The 18,226-nt window shown below is 38.9% G+C and carries 19 protein-coding genes, 1 tRNA gene and 1 other annotated feature; of the genes, 16 read left to right on the top strand and 4 right to left on the bottom strand.

Going from position 1 to position 18,226, the window contains the following annotated elements; translation table 11 throughout:
- Positions 1-60 precede the first annotated feature (60 nt).
- On the top strand, positions 61-801 hold the full coding sequence (locus JZO83_RS04910; RefSeq protein ID WP_207115109.1) for an MBL fold metallo-hydrolase: 741 nt from the start codon (positions 61-63) through the stop codon (positions 799-801).
- 13 nt (positions 802-814) lie between these two features.
- The gene (locus tag JZO83_RS04905; protein ID WP_206856614.1) at positions 815-1,819 is read left to right on the top strand and encodes a lipoate--protein ligase; all 1,005 of its coding nucleotides are present in this window, start codon (positions 815-817) and stop codon (positions 1,817-1,819) included.
- Between the two features lie 78 nt (positions 1,820-1,897).
- Here JZO83_RS04905 and JZO83_RS04900 read toward each other — a convergent pair whose 3' ends face one another.
- Entirely contained in the window at positions 1,898-3,730 is a 1,833-nt protein-coding gene (locus JZO83_RS04900; protein WP_207115108.1) for a hypothetical protein, read from the bottom strand.
- A gap of 200 nt (positions 3,731-3,930) precedes the next feature.
- Here JZO83_RS04900 and JZO83_RS04895 point away from each other — a divergent pair, with 200 nt between their 5' ends.
- The 3 genes from JZO83_RS04895 (at position 3,931) to JZO83_RS04885 (ending at position 5,584) form a co-directional block, all read left to right on the top strand.
- Positions 3,931-4,461 (top strand): signal peptidase I, encoded by a 531-nt coding sequence (locus JZO83_RS04895; RefSeq protein ID WP_207115107.1) that lies wholly within the window; start codon positions 3,931-3,933, stop codon positions 4,459-4,461.
- Between the two features lie 79 nt (positions 4,462-4,540).
- A complete protein-coding gene (locus JZO83_RS04890; protein WP_206856625.1) occupies positions 4,541-5,224 on the top strand; it encodes an O-methyltransferase in 684 nt (227 codons plus the stop codon).
- Positions 5,225-5,510: 286 nt separating this feature from the next.
- A tRNA-Arg gene (locus JZO83_RS04885) sits at positions 5,511-5,584 on the top strand.
- Positions 5,585-5,846: 262 nt separating this feature from the next.
- On the opposite strand, the gene JZO83_RS04880 is transcribed toward JZO83_RS04885, so the two are convergent.
- Entirely contained in the window at positions 5,847-6,536 is a 690-nt protein-coding gene (locus JZO83_RS04880) for a CPBP family glutamic-type intramembrane protease (protein ID WP_207115106.1), read from the bottom strand.
- Positions 6,537-6,777: 241 nt separating this feature from the next.
- Between JZO83_RS04880 and JZO83_RS04875 the strand changes: the two genes are divergently transcribed.
- Positions 6,778-7,128 carry a hypothetical protein gene (locus tag JZO83_RS04875; RefSeq protein WP_206856630.1) on the top strand — a complete coding sequence of 117 codons (351 nt, stop codon included), beginning with the start codon at positions 6,778-6,780 and terminating at the stop codon, positions 7,126-7,128.
- A 77-nt stretch (positions 7,129-7,205) separates the two neighbouring features.
- On the opposite strand, the gene JZO83_RS04870 is transcribed toward JZO83_RS04875, so the two are convergent.
- Positions 7,206-7,742: a TetR/AcrR family transcriptional regulator gene (locus tag JZO83_RS04870; protein WP_207115105.1), complete on the bottom strand. Its 537-nt coding sequence runs from the start codon at positions 7,740-7,742 to the stop codon at positions 7,206-7,208.
- 145 nt (positions 7,743-7,887) lie between these two features.
- On the opposite strand from JZO83_RS04870, the gene JZO83_RS04865 reads away from it, so the two are divergent.
- The 4 genes from JZO83_RS04865 (at position 7,888) to JZO83_RS04850 (ending at position 11,299) form a co-directional block, all read left to right on the top strand.
- Positions 7,888-8,493 carry a GNAT family N-acetyltransferase gene (locus JZO83_RS04865; RefSeq protein WP_206856633.1) on the top strand — a complete coding sequence of 202 codons (606 nt, stop codon included), beginning with the start codon at positions 7,888-7,890 and terminating at the stop codon, positions 8,491-8,493.
- A gap of 221 nt (positions 8,494-8,714) precedes the next feature.
- Complete coding sequence (locus JZO83_RS04860) at positions 8,715-9,074, top strand: DUF1304 domain-containing protein (protein WP_206856635.1); 360 nt, start codon at positions 8,715-8,717, stop codon at positions 9,072-9,074.
- A 124-nt stretch (positions 9,075-9,198) separates the two neighbouring features.
- Complete coding sequence (locus JZO83_RS04855) at positions 9,199-10,833, top strand: SulP family inorganic anion transporter (RefSeq protein WP_207115104.1); 1,635 nt, start codon at positions 9,199-9,201, stop codon at positions 10,831-10,833.
- Positions 10,834-10,924: 91 nt separating this feature from the next.
- Positions 10,925-11,299: a MerR family transcriptional regulator gene (locus JZO83_RS04850; RefSeq protein ID WP_207115103.1), complete on the top strand. Its 375-nt coding sequence runs from the start codon at positions 10,925-10,927 to the stop codon at positions 11,297-11,299.
- A 69-nt stretch (positions 11,300-11,368) separates the two neighbouring features.
- Here the strand turns inward: JZO83_RS04850 and JZO83_RS04845 are convergent, their stop codons facing one another.
- The gene (locus tag JZO83_RS04845) at positions 11,369-12,013 is read right to left on the bottom strand and encodes a uracil-DNA glycosylase (protein WP_206856640.1); all 645 of its coding nucleotides are present in this window, start codon (positions 12,011-12,013) and stop codon (positions 11,369-11,371) included.
- A gap of 126 nt (positions 12,014-12,139) precedes the next feature.
- Positions 12,140-12,216 (top strand) — a sequence feature (ribosomal protein L21 leader region).
- Positions 12,217-12,236: 20 nt separating this feature from the next.
- Here JZO83_RS04845 and rplU point away from each other — a divergent pair.
- The 6 genes from rplU (at position 12,237) to JZO83_RS04815 (ending at position 18,203) form a co-directional block, all read left to right on the top strand.
- Positions 12,237-12,545: a 50S ribosomal protein L21 gene (gene rplU / locus JZO83_RS04840; protein ID WP_019723824.1), complete on the top strand. Its 309-nt coding sequence runs from the start codon at positions 12,237-12,239 to the stop codon at positions 12,543-12,545.
- 28 nt (positions 12,546-12,573) lie between these two features.
- Positions 12,574-12,912 (top strand): ribosomal-processing cysteine protease Prp, encoded by a 339-nt coding sequence (locus JZO83_RS04835; RefSeq protein WP_206856642.1) that lies wholly within the window; start codon positions 12,574-12,576, stop codon positions 12,910-12,912.
- Positions 12,913-12,930: 18 nt separating this feature from the next.
- A complete protein-coding gene (gene rpmA, locus JZO83_RS04830; protein ID WP_010736011.1) occupies positions 12,931-13,224 on the top strand; it encodes a 50S ribosomal protein L27 in 294 nt (97 codons plus the stop codon).
- Positions 13,225-13,614: 390 nt separating this feature from the next.
- Entirely contained in the window at positions 13,615-16,473 is a 2,859-nt protein-coding gene (locus tag JZO83_RS04825) for a sigma-54-dependent transcriptional regulator (protein ID WP_207115102.1), read from the top strand.
- A gap of 164 nt (positions 16,474-16,637) precedes the next feature.
- Positions 16,638-17,129, top strand: coding sequence for a mannose/fructose/sorbose PTS transporter subunit IIB (locus JZO83_RS04820; RefSeq protein ID WP_206856647.1), 492 nt, complete (start codon positions 16,638-16,640; stop codon positions 17,127-17,129).
- 102 nt (positions 17,130-17,231) lie between these two features.
- A complete protein-coding gene (locus tag JZO83_RS04815; RefSeq protein WP_206856648.1) occupies positions 17,232-18,203 on the top strand; it encodes a mannose/fructose/sorbose PTS transporter subunit IIA in 972 nt (323 codons plus the stop codon).
- Positions 18,204-18,226: the final 23 nt, after the last annotated feature.

Here is an 18,226-nt window from a genome sequence, read left to right as displayed (position 1 = left end):
CAGTTTTTCTTATGAAAATAAGAAATTGTGGTAGCATAAGTTTTTGAGGGGGAATCAGTCATGAAATTAACCGTTTTAGGTTGCTTAGGTGCATATCCTTACAAAAAACAAGGAACGACGAGTTATTTGTTGCAAGCCGATCAATTTAATTTAATGATCGATGCAGGCAGTACGACACTTGTAAAATTGGAAGATCATCTTGATCCACTTGATTTAGATGCAGTGATCATCAGCCATTACCATCACGATCACATCGCAGATCTAGGCGTTTTACAATACGAGTGGCAATTGAATCCAAAAAGAGACAAGGAAAAAATATTGCCGATCTATGGGCACGCAAAAGATACTAGTCATTTTGAACAATTGACGATGCCTGGAGTTTCACAAGGATTCGCCTACGATCCAGCAAAAGAACTTGAAATTGGTCCTTTTTCTATTACTTTCATGGAAACCATTCATCCAGTGGTATGTTATGCGATGCGCATTGTCGAAAGAGCAACTGGTAAAGTATTTGTTTTTACAGGAGACTCCGGTTATTTGGAGAGCTTCATACCGTTTGCTGAAGAAGCTGATTTATTTTTGGCGGATACGTATCTTTTTGCAGGAAATGAACGACATCAGGCGCATTTTACTTCAAAAGAATCTGGAGAAATCGCAAAAGCGGCAAAGGTCAAAAAACTGGTTTTAACACATTTACCACAATTCGGTGACTTAACACAATTAAAGGACGAGGCGAAACAAGCAGCTGGAGAAGGAATCGAAGTTGCTTTAGCGGAAGTCGATAAAGTGTTCGATATCTAGGAGGACGAGAAGAATGATTTTTGTACCAAATGAAAACCATGATCCAAGAGTAAATTTAGCAATCGAAACATATTTACTACAAGAGATGCCATTAGAAGAACCAATCTTGCTGTTTTATATCAATGAACCGTCGATCATTATCGGACGAAATCAAAATACGATCGAAGAGATCAATCGTGAGTACGTGGAAGAACATGGTATCCATGTGGTACGTCGGTTAAGCGGCGGTGGCGCAGTATATCATGATTTTGGTAATCTGAATTTCAGTTTTATCATGCCGGATGACGGGGATTCTTTCCGGGACTTTGCGAAGGTGACTAAACCAATCATCCAAGCATTACACGAGTTAGGCATTTCTGGTGCGGAATTAAAAGGACGCAACGATTTAGTCATCGATGGTTTGAAGTTCTCAGGAAATGCCATGTACGCTACAAACGGACGAATGTTTGCGCATGGAACGATCATGTTCGATTCAGATATTGACGAAGTAGTGAATGCGTTAAAAGTCAAAAAAGAAAAGATCGAATCAAAAGGAATTAAATCCATTCGTTCCCGTGTCACAAATATCAAACCTTTCTTACCTGAAGAAAAACAAGGAATGACGACGGAAGAATTCCGTGAAGATATTCTTTTGAAAATCTTCGGTGTGTCTTCGGTAGAAGAAGTAAAAACGTATGAATTGACAGAAAAGGATTGGGAGAAAATCAATCAAATTTCTGAACAATACTATCGAAACTGGGACTGGAATTACGGAAAATCACCAGATTTCAACTTCTCACGTCAAAAACGCTTCTCGATTGGTTCGATCGAGGTACATTTAAATGTTTCAGAAGGAATCATTGATGACGTAAAAATCTTCGGCGATTTCTTTGGTCTAGGAGATATCAAAGATGTTGAACAAGCATTGACTGGCTTAAAGTATGACAAACCTACTTTACAAAAAGCAGTTGAAACGATCGATATCAAAAAATACTTTGGCGCGATCGAAGCCCAGGACTTATTAGAGCTCTTGTACTAAATGAGGGTATGATAAAATCTAAAACATCAAATAAAGACCTTCGAAAACAGTCTATTGACTGCTTTTGAAGGTCTTTATTTAGCTAGGAGAGATATTGATTTTTAAACGATCGACCCATTTATCTTTTTCTTGGATCAAGGTGCTGCTGTATTTATCGAGCGTAGTTTGGATCATCATCAAGTCATACTGCTCCTGTCGCATCAATTCTTCTGTCACATCTTTTGAAAAAATATTTTTCTCATATTGTATGCTGTGTTCACAGTGGATCTGGATTTGAGAATTGATTTCTTGGATCGATAAATAGATTTCTCGATGCAAAGGATTCTCAATGGCTTGAGTCTCTCGGAACGAGTGCTCGAGAATATGAATAAGCAGTTGCGTGAAATCTTCATCTTGGATCGGTAACGAAGCGGGAATGTGTGTATGGAAATCGACTTTGATATTCTTTTTAGTCGCCACTTCTTGATATCTCGCCAGAATCAAATTTGTCAGTTGGTGCCCTGTCGGAAATAGGGACAGATCCAATTGTTTTGTTTCTTGTACGATTCGCTTTAAGTAAGCTTTTGCTTCATCTTGTTCATCTGCATCGATCAACTGACTGAGTGCTTCCATCCGGGCAACAAAGTCATTTTTAGCATGATCGATTTGCTGGATCTGTGCTTGGATTTTCGCATAATGTGTTTCAATCAAATCAGTTTTAGTTTGTAAGAAAAGCCGTTCTTTATGATAACTATCGATTTTCATGACATTTTCCATGATGTTGTATGCAACAATAACAATCAGGATGATCGCAAATAAAAGAGTGGACCAGTTGATGATCGTATGCCCGATACCTAAAGCTGTTTGGATATAGAACATACAATGAAAAATAGCGATCAAAACGATCCAAGGACTACAAACAGTGAAAAAGCGATTTTCTTTATATGCTTCTCCGATACTTGCGATGGAAGTAACTAAAGTGCTGACCACACTGACGACACTTGCAAATGGCATCAATTCAGGCAATTCAAAGTCGGACAATAACGAATAAAGAATGATATTGGCAAAAAGAAATGCTTGGAAATAGCAGAAGTAGCCATACCATTTCTGGTAGCTCGTCATTTTTGATTGATAGTAAAAAATGATCAGTATAGAAGTCAAAATAGCGAATAAGTGAGAAAAAATCGAATGAACGATTGGCTCAAAAAGAACCCCACTCAAGATATCCTCCGAAATAGATTCAAACCCAAGAACTAAAGAAAATAGACTTAAAATCAATAATGAACGATCCAATTTCTTGTGTCTATAGAGAATATAGCTCGTCCAGATCAATAATCCGATGGCGATAACGAAAGCCAGGATCATCGCAATGACTTGAGGGATCGACTGTGAAAAAATAAAGCTGATCATAGGACTGGTTGTTCCTAAATAAACGTTTGGTGTCAGTCCTGAATAATTCTGGTAGGGGGAGGAAACAACGATTTTCAATGTCTTACCAACATAAGATTCTGGAAGATCAATGATCGATAATGATAATCCAGGGTTGTTTCTTTCACTATCTTTTGATCGACTGTAGAGTAGAGTATCATCTAGTGAAACACTTAGCCATTGGTGATTACCTTTGATCAACAGATTGGCATCATCCAAATCTTTATGTAGAGTCGTCTCCATTATAAATGGTTCATTTTTATCGATCGATGGCATGTAGTCGATATGGCTGCTATCGAACTGGAAATATGGATCATACTCAGAATAATACACCCATGAGTCTTCGATCTGTGACATTTGTTTGCTGTCAACTGGAGTGAAAATGTAATGGAAAAAATAAGTAATGCTGATTATAAATAACGTAGTTAATGTAATGATTATACTCCATTTGAGTTTTATAGAGAATGGTGCATTTTTATTACAAATGTTATTAAAAAGAACCATAGACGAATCTCCTTTTGTAAGTACTCTAATTCAAGAGTAAACTTTTTTTATTTTAGAGTCAATTTTTATCTGCGTCAACACATTTTTTTGTTGATTAGTTTTATTTTTCTTTAATAAGATAATGCTTGAGTGTTAATGTTGTAATAAATATCTTGTTATTATATTATGTATTTAATGAAATGTTACGAAGGAGGTCCGATGTGCCTATCTATAAAAAAATAACCTTTATTAGCTCAATTACGTTAGTGTCTTTATTAGCAATGATTTTATGTGTCGTGTTGCTTCCTCGTGTATTTGGATTGACCCCACATATCATCGACGATCAAGCAATGGGCGCAGCCTATTCAGAGGGAAGCTTGATCTATGTACAAAAAAGAAAGGCGGATACGTTATTAGTTGGCGATGTGATTACCTACTATGAGAATTCTGGTAAACATATTGTGACAAGAAGAGTCGTTGCTATTGAAGACCAACATCGCTATTTTTATACGAAAGCCGATGGGAAAACGCAGATTGAAGTCGAAGCCGTTCGAGACCGCAATATTATTGGAACACCTGTGTTTAAGATTCCTTACATCGGATTGCTGTTTTCACGGCATGCATTTAATTGGATGAAATGGGTTTTCTTAGGCATTGCTGTTTGCTTGTCCTCAATTACTGCTTGGCACACTTACCTTGAATTGAAGAAGCGCCGAGAGAAAGAAACTGATTTCTTTTCTGATATCCAATAGATTGATTTTTTAACGATCGATTCTTCCTCTTGTCGAAAGATAGGTTTCTTCGTATAATGTTTGGAAGAGGAGTGGAAGTATGCGTAATGAAATGATGCATCGTCCCGTTGTAAAAGAAGAATTATTGGACTTTATGCGGACAGAACAAAAACAGTTGACCGGAGAATTAGGGAAAGTTGAAGAGGAAGCACATGTGGCAGAAGTGCCGATCATTCCTCATGAAACAGTCGTATTTTTACAGTTTTTATTAGGACAGATCAAACCAAAACAAGTGCTTGAAATTGGAGCAGCGATTGGTTTTTCATCTAGTTTGATGGCACAAGTGATCGGAAAAGATGGTCATGTGACAACGATCGATCGCTTTGATGTGATGATCAGAAAAGCGAAAGCGACGTATGAGCGTTTAGGATTGACCGATCAAGTGACATTATTAGAAGGGCAAGCAGCCGATATTTTGCCAACCTTGACTGGCCCGTATGATTTTATTTTCATGGATAGTGCAAAATCAAAATATATCGAATTTTTACCAGAATGCTTACGCGTGTTGAAAAAAGGTGGCGTCTTGATGGTTGATGATATTTTCCAAGGAGGAACGATTCTTTTAGCTGATGAAGAGATTCCGAGAGGGAAACGAGCAATCCATCGTAAATTGAATGAATTTTTACGTGTAGTTATGGCACATCCAGATTTGACCTCTACGTTATTACCTTTGGGAGACGGTGTGATTTTGATCACGAAAGAGGCTGAAACAATCGATTTATAAATTGATATAGTGTAATTAAGCGTGAAGCACCTATCCGTTCGTAACCGAACCTAGGTGCTTTTATAGTATTTCTTTAACAGATGGAGCCTAAAGGATTGATCAAGCGCTATGTTGATAGTTGGTGTCGAACTACTCTCTCGTAGCCGAAACTTAATAATGACAAATGTTTTTTTAGGTAAAGGCGATGTGAATAAAGTACGATAAAAATTTTTGTTTCATAAAATAACTATTTTGTATTGACAGAAGCTGTCTATTTATCTATAATTATTTTTGTTCCGCTAAAGCTGTCATAGTAGCTCAGCTGGATAGAGCATCCGCCTTCTAAGCGGACGGTCGGGGGTTCGAATCCCTCCTGTGACGTAAAAAACCGTTAGAAACTTTTGTTTCTAGCGGTTTTTCTTGTATATTGTGCCAAATGAGTGCCAAAAGGTGAGAAAAGTATAAGAGTATGGAGCAGCGATTCTTAAAACCACGAAAATGTTGTTCCAGAATCACTCCTTCAGAAATAAGTGTGAAACCCCCATAAATTCGTCGAGTAATTTTCGGTTCTTCATGGTTATTTTTTGGAGCTGCCCCACCCGTCATCCCCTCTTTCTGTACATATTTTTAAGAAATCAACATGCTAAATACCAAACAATAAAATGATAAAAAACAAAATCAAATCATATAAGATATGCGCGAGCATCGGGATCCATAAGTTTTGTGTTTTTAGCCATGCGTAGAGGGAAGGTGCATGAGCTAAGCCGATAACAAAAATACATTGATAGAGATTGCCATCGTACACTGCATAATGGCTGAGACCGAAAACGAGTAGAGAAATCGTACTAGCGGTCAAAATAGAAACTTTAGTAGGCATAAATCTGGAAAGTAATAGAAAAGTTAGGACGAAGATCGCTGCAATATAAAGTTCTTCACCAGTCAGGCTCACACTAAGTTGGGATAGATATAGGACTCCTCCGCCAACACTTAATCCTTCGTACCAGTCAGCTCCACCGGCATTCGCAGCCATTGTTTGATTGAGCAGTTTTCCGATCAAGATAAAAATATCTGAAAGTAGAGAACCACTGATAATAACAAAAATGATCCAGCCCCAATCTTTCTTTCTTATTTTTTTAAATAAGGACTGTGTATTTTTCCAACCAATCAGCGAGATCAAAGCAAGCAGACCTCCGATAGGTAAAAAGGTCCAATCTAGAGCCCCTGAGAAGACCGGGTTAGCGGTCATCATGCCCCAATCAGCCAAAATCAAAAGAATGAGTGCTAAGAGCGACCGCCACGGATTGAACGTGACAGCTTGAAACATCGTGAACATTAAATAACTCCTCCTATAATAAAATCAACAAAGTGCGATTGTATCATTGATCTAAAAGATATTGAAATCATTTGCTGTTTTTTTTAGAGCTAGATGAGAGAGCTTTTTTCTTGGTGTAGGAAAACCAGATATCTATGATAAAATAAAGTATCAAAAGAAACTGTCTGAGCAGATAGTGACTAGCGTTTCTTGAGTCGAAAATCGAATGGGCATATTTTAGGAGAGGACAAAGGAAAAACGAATGTTAATCACAAAAAAATGGATGGATCGTTTGACACGTCCATACAGGTCACAAGGAATGGTCCGTTGTTTAGCGGAATCGCAGAGTATGGATAGTATTAGTAGTAAAGTGATTTTATTGATCAATGAGAAGAATGTGACGATTTTATTTTTGAATTTTTTTCAAACGAAAGTCATTGATCATCTCACCTATGAACGAGCAGAGATTGAAAAGGAAGATGTGGCTTTAGGTGGTGGACTATCTGTTGTCTGGCGTTTTTCTGCTGGAGGGAAGAAGTGGCGCTTTCGAATCATAAAAAAAATCATTCCTTTAGGGGATGAACAAAGAGAATTTTTAATGCAAATCCAGTAAGGTATGTATTTACGGGTTCAATAAAGAAAAGAAGAACGACTATACAACCGTAGGTGATAGTGTTCTTCTTTTTTTGATCAGAATCGCGTGATGATGTCATCTAAAATAGTGATCAGTTCGTCTTTTTCTACTTTTAAGTGACCACTGCTCCATTCAGCTAAGACGTTTGTGATTCCTGAAATCGAGAAAAGAACTTCTACTTTGTTTTTGATATCCTTTTCATCTAATTGTTCTTCGTTCAGGACTCTTTTTATCAAGATGTGTGTCAACTGAGCGGAGAGTTCATCATCCATGAAATCATTGAAGAAAAAGTGGAAAACAGCTTTGTTCTCATCTACATGATTGACTAAAGCATGGACAAAGTTGCGAAAGTCATATTGCTCTTTTTTTGGGTAAGTTTGATCGAAGATATCTGTCAGTATACAGATCGATTCTTCAATGATTTTTGAACGAAGATCATAAATATCTTCATAATGAGTATAAAACGTTCCTCGCCCGATATCTGCTTGTTGTGAAAGCTCCGCGATCGTGATTTTATTGATCGGTTTTTCTTTCGTTAAATCCAAAAAGGCTTGTTTGATTGCTTGTTTAGTTTTGGTACTCCGACGGTCCATGCGTATCTCCTTTTTTAGACAGTATCTTCCTAAATGTTCATTATTGGACAGATGTTGAATAATTGCCTATAGGAAGTGGCTTTCTGAGTAATTATAATAAAGTTACATCAAGAAATAAAGTTTTTGTTTTAAAGGAGAGATGAACATGGAAAAATTAACGATTCGTTCAATCGATAAAAAAGACTTAGATACAGCAAGTAAATTTGCGGCGCAAGGGATGAACTATTCGAGTTATACAGAAAATCCGATCGCGCTTTATCTCTATCGCCAGTACGCATTGTCAGCAATGTTGATGAAATCAACAGTCACCCTGGGTGCTTATTTGGATGGAAAATTTGTTGGCTTTATATTTGCTCGCTTCGATGGAGAAAAGAAAGTACCTGTTTCATGGGGGAGACGGTTGTTTGTCAACATGGTAGAAAAAATGATCGGCTTGACTGGTTACCAAGGTGCGATAGGAGCGTATGACCAAGCCAATCAAAAAATGTATCATGAATTTGCATCAAATCATCCAGAGGGCGAAATCACTTATTTTGCGGTTGATCCGGCTTTGAAAGGTAAGCGGATCGGTTCACGCTTGTTAGAAGAAATCAAGAAACGTTACAAAGATAAACGTGTATATCTCTATACAGACTCTAATTGTAATTACCAATTTTACTTGAAAAAAGGATTCCAGATTTTCGGTCGTCAACCAATCGATCTAGGTGAAGGAGAACCAATGACTTGTTACTTACTAAGCACAACTTTATGATCGAATAAATGACGTTAATATATATGCTACTCTTAACGTTGACTCATTGATGAGTCGACGTTTATTTTTCTTTTACCAATCATGAGTCACGAGCAGAAGTTAAAGTAAAAAAACAAGAGTTCCTTTATAATCTAAATGGAGATCGTTTTAGTTGGCGGAGAATCACAGCGAGCCAACTAAAAAAATGGGATCGATCGCTGATTTAGAAAGGAAGAAAATAGATGACACTTTTATCTCAGATTTTAGTTACCCTTGTTGCATTGGAGTTTCTTTATATCATGTACATTGAAACATTTGCGACAGTCTCTGCAACAACTAGTCGAGTATTCAATATGCCAAAAGAAGAATTACAACGGCAGTCAGTGCAGACTTTATTTAAGAATCAAGGGATCTATAACGGTTTACTTGGCGTGGCTTTGATATACGGTGCTTATTTTTCAAATGCACCGAAAGAAATCACAGGGCTATTATTGATTTATATCTTACTTGTTGCGGCTTATGGCAGTTTTACGAGTGATCGCTTGATCATTGTCAAACAAGGTGGATTAGCGCTGATTGCACTCATTACGCTATTTTTTTAAGAATGATGCGGAGAATTCAATGTAAAAAACATGAAAGTTTGTGAAAAACCTTACTTTGGTCGCTAGAATATGCTATCCTATAACGTGCATTTTATAAATTTTTTATGAAAATGGGGTAGTAGTGTTGTTGAAGAATTATATGCGTTTATTGAGAAAAGAATTTACTGGTTATGATCTTTCAAAATTCCAAAAAGATGTATTGGCAGGAATCACCGTTGCTGCGGTTGCTTTGCCTTTAGCATTGGCGTTTGGTGTTTCAAGTGGGGCTGATGCGGCCGCTGGGTTGATTACAGCTGTCATTGCCGGTCTAGTCATTGGTGGTTTGTCAGGTGGGTTCTATCAAATCTCTGGTCCGACTGGTGCGATGGCGGCTATCTTGATGTCTATTGCGGCTAAGCAAGGGATGCAAGGGGTTTTGTTAGCCACTTTCTTAGCTGGCGGCTTTTTACTAGTTGCGGGTATTTTTAGGCTTGGAACGTTGACTTCGTTTATTCCAGCGCCAGTCATCACCGGATTTACTTCTGGGATCGCGATTATTATCGCATTGGGGCAGGTGGATAATTTATTCGGAGTCTCGTCTAAAGGTGCGAATGTCATGGAGAAGTTGACTAGCTATCAAGATTTAGGCTTTGCTATCTCTTTTCCAACGCTTCTAATGGGGAGTTTGGTGATCATCGGGATGGTGTTCTATCCTAAAAAATGGGGACAAAAAATACCAAGTTCATTACTAGCGATCGTCATTACAACTGCTTTGATGATGCTTGTTGATTGGCCAATCGCAACGGTAGGAGAAATTCCTCAAACATTGATCAGTAACAATCGGTTGTCCCTTGGCGATTTTAGCCTTTCAGCGTTCCAAACAGTACTTGTCCCTGCAATCAGTATTGCGTTATTAGGGATGATCGAAAGTTTGTTGTGCGGTGCTTCGGCAGGACGTATGGCGAATCGTCAATTAGATAGCAACCAAGAATTGATTGCACAGGGGATTGGCAATCTACTGTTGCCATTTTTTGGTGGGATTCCGGCGACAGCAGCAATCGCTCGAACGAGTGTAGCGATCAAATCAGGTGCGCAAACAAGATTAGCTGGGATGATCCACGCCATCGTCTTGTTTCTATCTATGCTGATTTTTGCTCCGATCATGTCGAATATCCCAATGCCAGCACTAGCAGGTGTGTTGATCGTTACTGCTTGGCGTATGAACGAATGGGAAACGATCAAAGAACTATTTGCTAAAAAATACTGGTCAGCGATCCTCTTATTTTTCTTGACGATGGGGTGTACAGTGATCTTTGATCTAAGTATAGCAATCGTTATCGGAATCATCAGCGGATGTGTATTTTTTGTTGCTAAGAGCGCAGCCATCACGATTTCGATTGAAGAAGTCGATTGGCAACGAGTGAACTTACCAGAAACAAGACAGTTAGATAATTGGGCGGTGGTTTATATCAGTGGACCTTTGTTCTTCATGTCTGCTGAACGCTTGAAGGCAACCTTAGCACAATTACAAGAAAAAGAAGGAATCATTTTTTCGATGCGTGGGGTACCGAGTATTGATTTGACGGCTCAAAGCTTATTTGAAGAATTTCAAGAAAAAGCTGCTTTACAAGGGCAGACGATCATTTACACTTCGTTACAGCCAGAAGTTGAAAAGCAATTGGAACATCTCTGGGAAAAACAAAAGACGGAACAGCATCGCACTGTAGCCCATGCATTATCCTCCTTGCACAAAAAATATGTGATCGACGGTGAAGCGTAGTCGGATGATGTGCGAGACAAAAAAGATTTGTGACTGTTACAAGGGGTAAGGTAAAATAAAGTAACAGATTTCTGGGAGGCGGAGAAATAAAATGAATATCAAACAAGTCAGTGAAGAAAAAGGCATCTCTGCGGATACATTGCGTTACTATGAGCGAATCGGACTGATTCCACCGGTAAATCGAACAACCGGGGGCATCCGTGATTATACCGAAGAAGATTTACGCTGGGTCGACTTCACACTATGTATGCGAAGCGCGGGTTTGTCGATCGAGTCCTTGACCGAGTATATCCGTTTATATTGTGCAGGTGAAGAAACGATCCTTGCTCGTAGAGACTTGCTGATGGAAGAAAGCGCCCAATTGGAAAGAAAGATGGCAGAGATGCAAGCTTGCTACGATCGTCTTCAAAAGAAAATCGCCCATTACAACGAAGACTTGGTAAAAGGCGATAAAATCTTTGCCTGATCGGGTAGACGAAACAAAGAACCAAGCAATTGCGCCTAAAATAAGGGATTGCTTGGTTCTTTGCTGTCTTTATATTTTTTGGTGAAGTAGTTCTCCGAGTGTTTGCCAATCCGCTAAAATAGTGTCTGTCAATGTTCGATTATAAAAAATAGCAGCTGGATGAAAGAGTGGCAGTACCTTATATTGCTTGTTGGAGTACTGGTAAGCATCGTGTTGTTGATTCAACTCTAAGACTGGTCCCGTATACAATTTCCCGTGATTTTTTGAAATCGTATAGTCTTTTCCTAACAAGCGCTGCAACCCAATATTACCTAATGTGGCAATCAATTGGGGACGAACATGTTGCAATTCATAATCCAAGATCGGTGCATGGGCAAACACTTCTGCTTTACTAGGCGTTCGATTCGGATAGACGATCTCTGATTTTTGAGTCCGTCCATTGATCCGTTGGACGATACGGTAGGGGCGACTTCTAACAGCACTCGTGATATACACTTCTTCTCGAGATAAACCGACTGACTGCAGGGCATTCATCAACTCTTTGCCAGCTTGACCGCTAAATGGAATATGGTTCTCAATTTCTGTTTTTCCTGGTGCTTCGCCGACTAGCATCAACTTAGGCTGCATAGGACCTTGGCCTGCAACAAACCCTTCTACGTGATACCCTTGGATACGGCGCGTGGCTTCGTCAATTAATTGTTTTGGATAATCCATCTCATCAACTCCTGTTCTTATCCATTATAAAAAGAAATCGATCAATTGACGAATGATTGGCAACATAAAAAGTAGTTGACGAATAAAGCCAGATTTGGTATTCTAGTAATGTTGTAATTGTGGTCTCCACAGCTACAACCGCACAGAACGAGTTAAAAGCACAGGTCACCCTGTCACTCTGGATGGCGAGTCTAAGTATGAAAATAAGGAGGTGCTTTAAAGCATGTACGCAATTATTAAAACAGGTGGTAAACAAGTTAAAGTTGAAGTTGGACAAACGATCTACATCGAAAAACTTGACGTTGAAGCAGGCGAAAAGGTTGTATTTGACGAAGTTATTTTAGTAGGTGGCGAAACTACGAAAGTAGGCGCTCCAACCGTTTCTGGTGCAACAGTTGAAGGTACAGTTGAAAAACACGGCAAACAAAAGAAAGTCGTAACTTTCAAATACAAACCTAAAAAACACTCACACCGCAAACAAGGTCATCGTCAACCATACACAAAAGTGGTTATCGACGCGATCAACGCTTAATCTGCGTTTGAGAAAGAAGGCCTAAAAAATGATCAAAGGGACATTTAAACGAAATGACGCTGGTCAAATCGTTTCATTTACTTTGACTGGACATGCTGATGCCGGTCCTTACGGAAGTGATATCGTCTGTGCAGGTGTTTCTGCATTAGCGATCAGCACGGTCAACGGGATTGCTTCATTAGCAGGTTTCGAACCGATTGTTGAAATGAATGAAGAAGAAGGCGGCTATTTGTACGTCGAAGTAATTTCACCATTGACACAAGAGCAAAACAATATTGCTGAAATCTTATTGGAGAATCTCCTATTAGGTTTACAATCGATCGAAGCTGACAACCCAGAACATATCCAAACAAAAACAATCAAATGAAAATAGGAGGTGCAGACCATGTTGTTAACAATGAATCTACAATTATTCGCCCACAAAAAAGGTGGCGGTTCTACATCTAACGGCCGTGACTCAGAATCAAAACGTCTAGGTGCTAAACGTGCTGACGGACAAACAGTTACAGGTGGATCAATTCTTTACCGCCAACGCGGAACAAAAATTTATCCAGGTGTGAACGTAGGTATTGGTGGAGATGACACTTTATTTGCTAAAGTTGACGGTGTTGTTCGTTTCGAACGCAAAGGCCGCGACAAAAAACAAGTGTCTGTTTATCCAGTAGCTCAAGAAGCTTAATGAACAGTTGGCTCTATTCCTTGCATAGCAAGGGATAGGGCTTTTTATGATTTAAATCAGACTATTCTCATGAGGGCCGGTTTCGACTCAGCAAGAGATGGTTTTTTTGTCTCTGTAGAATGAAGGGCATCTATCATTAGTGGTTTAGCAATGTTCTTCAGCTATATATGGAAAAGAGAATGCGAAAAAAATAAAAAGAGCCAGACAGTTGTTAGTTCTATCTATAAAATCCTGCTATTTCAAAAGTGTATTATTTGCTTGAAAAATAAATAACTAACGTTCTTTGTCGTTTTGAATGTATCTTGCTTCCTTTTTGATATAAATAGTTGACGAATAGTGATTAAATCAATAGTATTAAGTTTCAAGGACAAGAGAAAAGGGGCGAAAAAATTGGCAAAACGAATTGACCGAATTTATACGTATGTCAAAGAAAAGACCGCTCATTTATCAATAGAAGAAAATGATCAAGGCGTAACGACCCAAGAGATTGCTGAAGTTTTGGGTATCCAGCGTACCAATAGCAGTAAAGATCTTAACAAACTAGTACGCGAAGGAAAGCTAAAGAAAATGGATGGTCGTCCGGTTCGGTATGTTTACCAAGAGAGTCCAATCACAGAAAAACCATTAACCAAATATGTACCAAGTTATAAAGAAGAAATGACTGGTGTGAAAAAGCCGAGTCTTCAAGTAGATACGAAGGATATCTTTGCCAAGATCATCGGGGCAAATGGCAGTATGAAAAACTCAGTGGAGCAAGCCAAGGCGGCGATTTTATATCCGCCAAGAGGACTGAACTGTTTGATCACTGGGCCAACGGGATCAGGAAAAACCTATTTTGCTCATGCGATGTTTCATTTTGCTAAAACGAACCATGTAGTGGAAGATGATACAGAACTGATCGTCTTCAACTGTGCCGATTACGCGAATAACCCAGAATTACTGATGAGTCATCTTTTTGGCTATGTCAAAGGTGCATTTACAGGTGCAGAAGAAGAGAAAATGGGGATCATTGACCAAGCAGATGGTGGAATGCTTTTCTTGGATGAGATCCATCGCCTGCCTCCTGAAGGACAAGAAATGATTTTTTACTTTATGGATCATGGCACGTATAGTCGATTGGGTGAAACAACAAAATCTCATGAAGCGAATGTTCGGATCGTCGGTGCCACGACGGAAGATCCAGGTTCGGCACTACTTGAAACGTTCGTTCGTCGTATCCCTATCAACATCAAGTTGCCTGCTTTTGATCGACGCCCAGCAAATGAAAAAATCGATTTAGTCAAAATCATGATTGCTCACGAAGCCAATCGTACACAAAGAAAAATCTCTTTGACAGAAGATGTTGTGAAAGCGCTAATAGGGAGTGTCACTTACGGGAATATCGGACAGCTGAAGTCGAATATCCAATTAGTTTGTGCGCGTGGATTTTTGAATCACATGAATAAACCTGAAATATCGATCACGATCGATGATTTGACGGAAGGGATTCGTAGTGGGTTGATCCAATTGGCAAGTAATCGGAAAGAGATGGCAGAGTTATCTAAGATTCTTGACCCAAAAATCACAGTATTTCCGAACGATGATGTGATGCAGTTACAGGCGGACTCTTATGAGTTACCTTACAATTTATACGATATTATTGGCGATAAAGCAGCATTGCTGAAGTCAGACGGATTGGACCAAGAAGCCATCAATCATTTTATCTCAACGGATATCAATATCCATTTAAAGTCATTCTACAAAGATCATGGATTTTCATTTAATGCTGACAATAAGTTAGCGGAGTTTGTCGATCCTAAAATCATTGAAGTAACGAATCAGATTTATATGATGGTCAAGCAATCATTACCTTATGAATTTCAACAAAACTTTATTTATGCGATGAGTCTTCATATCAGTTCTTTTCTAAAACGAATCCATTTAGGGGAAGAGCGTCATACGAATGATAATATTCGTGAAATGGCGATCGATTTCCCTGAGGAATATTCGTTGGCCAAGGAAGTACGGCAACATATCGAAGCGTATTTCCAAGTGGATATCCCAGAAAGTGAAGATTACTATTTGACCGTTTTACTTGTCTCGTTACGAGCGAATCAAGCAAGCGGTCGGATCGGTGTCGTTGTAGCTGCACATGGCAATAGTACGGCGAGCAGTATGGTCCAAGTGGTGCAACAGTTGCTTGATGCGGATAATGTTCGTGCAGTGGATATGCCGCTAGATATGGACCCGAAAACGGCATTGAGTCGGATCGAACGTAGTGTGCAAGAAGTAGATGAAGGAAGTGGAACGATTCTTTTAGTAGATATGGGGTCACTTGCGTCCTTCAATACACAGATCCAACAAGATACTGGTATTCCAGTCCGAACGGTCGATATGGTCACGACTTCTTTAGTTTTAGAAACGGTGCGTAAAGTTTCTGTACTAGGAACAGACCTTGATCTACTTTATGAATCCTTGAAGAATTTTCGAGGTTATGCTGAGGTTTCATCTGGAGAGGTCAGTAAAGAAGTGACGGATAAACAACGAAAAGCAGTAGTGGCGATCTGTGCGTCAGGCGAAGGAACGGCACAACGGATCAAATCTTTGATTGAACGAGCAGTCAGCAAAAGGCAAGAAGCCCAATTAGAAGTGATTGCATTGTCGATCGTTGATTTGAAAACAAAACTACCAGAGATCCAAAAAAACTATCAAATCATTGCAACGACAGGAATCACTGATCCACACATCGCTGCACCATTTATTCCTTTAGAGCGATTTATTGATCAAAATATTGAAGTGATTTTAGATCAACTATTATTGGAGTCAGAATTAGACGAAACGGAAGATGTGTTGTTGAATGAAGAGACAGCTAAAACGACATGTGTGTCATTTATCGCTGAGAATTTTACATTTATCAATGGAGAAAAGTTGATCGATCCTCTTTGGAGATTTGCAGATGGCTTAATGGATTCAGCAGGTATCGACGTCAAAGAATACGGATTTATGATCAACTTGGTCTTGCATACAGCAGGAATGATCGAGCGTGTCGTTTTAGATGAGCCGCTTTCTGTCGAAAGACAAGAGGATCATTTGATTGAAAATGACCCGTTGTATGTAAAAGTAATTGAGCCGTTAAACGATTTAGAAGAAAAGATCAAAGTGAAATTTCCGTTGGAAGAAGTGTATTATCTGTTGAAGATGATCAACAACCATTTAGAGAAAAAAGAATACACTAATGAGGATATACACAAAAAAGATACACTATTGTAGTGTATCTTTTTTTGTGTATTGTATAAGAAACCATTAAATAAAGCAGTGTATCTTTTTAAAGTTGGCACGGTTCTTGCTTTTAATAAAGTGTGCTTAACGGAGATTCTTCCTATACGAGTAGGAAGATGTTTTGCGTAGTGATTTTAAAAGAAGGAGATTTACGAATGGATATTCGATTAGCACGTATAGATGATCGTTTGATCCATGGGCAAGTTGCAACTGTCTGGTCTAAATTGACTGGCGTTGAACGTATCATCGTCATCAGTGACGTAGTAGCAAAAGATAAGTTACGAAAGTTTCTTTTAAAAGAAGCTGCTCCTCCAGGGATCATGGCAAATGTCATCACAGTCGAAAAGATGATCCAGATTTTTGAGAGCGGACTCTTAGCGAGAACGAAAGTGATGCTTTTGTTTACGAATCCTAAAGACGTTGAAAAAATTGTCCGAAGTGGTATCCGACTGAATTCTCTAAATATCGGAGGAATGAGTTTTTCTGAAGGGAAAACCATGATCACAAATTTTGTGTCCGTCGATCAACGAGATATTGAAGCCTTCCATTTTTTGGATGGACAAGGTGTCGAACTGGAGATTCGGAAAGTACCCGCAGATCGGAAAATCTTTTTGATGGAATTGCTGACCAAAGCCAAAAAAGCATAAAATTGTTGTTGCGTAACGGTCAAATGTATCTGTTGTAAGAGGAAAGCACTTATTTTTTTATTTTTGATTTTGTTACAACAAAAAGAAGTAGGAGGTATAAATATGGTAGGGATTATCCTTGCAAGTCATGGGCAATTTGCTGAAGGAATCTTACAGTCGGGTTCAATGATCTTTGGCGAACAAGAAAACGTCAAAGCTGTTGTTTTACAACCGAGTGAAGGTCCAGATGACTTGAGAGCCAAATTAGAAGAAGCAGTCGCTTCCTTCGATAACCAAGACGAAGTCTTATTCTTAGTTGATTTATGGGGCGGAACTCCGTTCAATCAATCAAACACATTATTTGAAGAACACAAAGATAAGTGGGCAATCGTAAGTGGTTTGAACTTGCCTATGCTGATCGAAGCATATGCTTCACGTTTTTCAATGGAATCAGCGCATGAAATTGCTGCTCATATCATTGAAACAGCAAAAGAAGGTGTGAAAGTCAAACCAGAAGAATTAGAGCCAGTAGTAGAAACTAAAGCTGCAGGACAAGAAGCTAGTACTTCAGGAGCACCTGGTAAATTCACTTATGTATTAGCACGTATTGATTCACGTTTGTTGCACGGACAAGTAGCAACTGCTTGGACAAAAACAACAAAACCAACACGTATCATCGTTGTATCTGATGCTGTAGCAAAAGATGAATTACGTAAAAAATTGATCCAACAAGCTGCACCTCCTGGGGTAAAAGCTCACGTTGTACCAGTTGAACAAATGATCAAACTTGCAAAAGACGATCAACATTTTGGTGGACAACGCGCATTGCTATTGTTTGAAAATCCTCAAGATGTCGTGCGTGCAGTTGAAGGTGGCGTACCACTAGAAACAGTGAACGTCGGTTCAATGGCGCATTCTCCAGGTAAAGTACAACCAAATAAAGTACTTGCTTTCAGTCAAGATGATATTGACTCATTCAATAAATTGAAAGAATCTGGCGTGAAATTCGATGTACGTAAAGTACCGAATGACTCTAAAGGAAACATGGATGAAATTTTGAAAAAAGCGCAAGATGAATTGAAAAATCGTGCTTAATTAATTATCAGAAAAAATGGAGG

The sequence above is a fragment of the Enterococcus sp. DIV1298c genome (genome assembly GCF_017316315.1).
In the GTDB taxonomy this organism is placed as follows: Bacteria; Bacillota; Bacilli; order Lactobacillales; family Enterococcaceae; genus Enterococcus_B; species Enterococcus_B mangumiae.
Note: the sequence above shows the minus strand (reverse complement) of the source record. Positions and strands in the feature narration are given on the sequence as shown.

What these genes read in the sequence shown, in the direction of transcription:
- JZO83_RS04910 (WP_207115109.1), top strand. Translation starts at nt 61, where the DNA reads ATGAAATTAACCGTTTTAGGTTGCTTAGGTGCATATCCTTACAAAAAA.
- JZO83_RS04905 (WP_206856614.1), top strand. Translation starts at nt 815, where the DNA reads ATGATTTTTGTACCAAATGAAAACCATGATCCAAGAGTAAATTTAGCA.
- JZO83_RS04900 (WP_207115108.1), bottom strand. Translation starts at nt 3,730, where the DNA reads ATGGTTCTTTTTAATAACATTTGTAATAAAAATGCACCATTCTCTATA.
- JZO83_RS04890 (WP_206856625.1), top strand. Translation starts at nt 4,541, where the DNA reads ATGCGTAATGAAATGATGCATCGTCCCGTTGTAAAAGAAGAATTATTG.
- JZO83_RS04880 (WP_207115106.1), bottom strand. Translation starts at nt 6,536, where the DNA reads ATGTTCACGATGTTTCAAGCTGTCACGTTCAATCCGTGGCGGTCGCTC.
- JZO83_RS04875 (WP_206856630.1), top strand. Translation starts at nt 6,778, where the DNA reads ATGTTAATCACAAAAAAATGGATGGATCGTTTGACACGTCCATACAGG.
- JZO83_RS04870 (WP_207115105.1), bottom strand. Translation starts at nt 7,742, where the DNA reads ATGGACCGTCGGAGTACCAAAACTAAACAAGCAATCAAACAAGCCTTT.
- JZO83_RS04865 (WP_206856633.1), top strand. Translation starts at nt 7,888, where the DNA reads ATGGAAAAATTAACGATTCGTTCAATCGATAAAAAAGACTTAGATACA.
- JZO83_RS04860 (WP_206856635.1), top strand. Translation starts at nt 8,715, where the DNA reads ATGACACTTTTATCTCAGATTTTAGTTACCCTTGTTGCATTGGAGTTT.
- JZO83_RS04850 (WP_207115103.1), top strand. Translation starts at nt 10,925, where the DNA reads ATGAATATCAAACAAGTCAGTGAAGAAAAAGGCATCTCTGCGGATACA.
- JZO83_RS04845 (WP_206856640.1), bottom strand. Translation starts at nt 12,013, where the DNA reads ATGGATTATCCAAAACAATTAATTGACGAAGCCACGCGCCGTATCCAA.
- rplU (WP_019723824.1), top strand. Translation starts at nt 12,237, where the DNA reads ATGTACGCAATTATTAAAACAGGTGGTAAACAAGTTAAAGTTGAAGTT.
- JZO83_RS04835 (WP_206856642.1), top strand. Translation starts at nt 12,574, where the DNA reads ATGATCAAAGGGACATTTAAACGAAATGACGCTGGTCAAATCGTTTCA.
- rpmA (WP_010736011.1), top strand. Translation starts at nt 12,931, where the DNA reads ATGTTGTTAACAATGAATCTACAATTATTCGCCCACAAAAAAGGTGGC.
- JZO83_RS04820 (WP_206856647.1), top strand. Translation starts at nt 16,638, where the DNA reads ATGGATATTCGATTAGCACGTATAGATGATCGTTTGATCCATGGGCAA.
- JZO83_RS04815 (WP_206856648.1), top strand. Translation starts at nt 17,232, where the DNA reads ATGGTAGGGATTATCCTTGCAAGTCATGGGCAATTTGCTGAAGGAATC.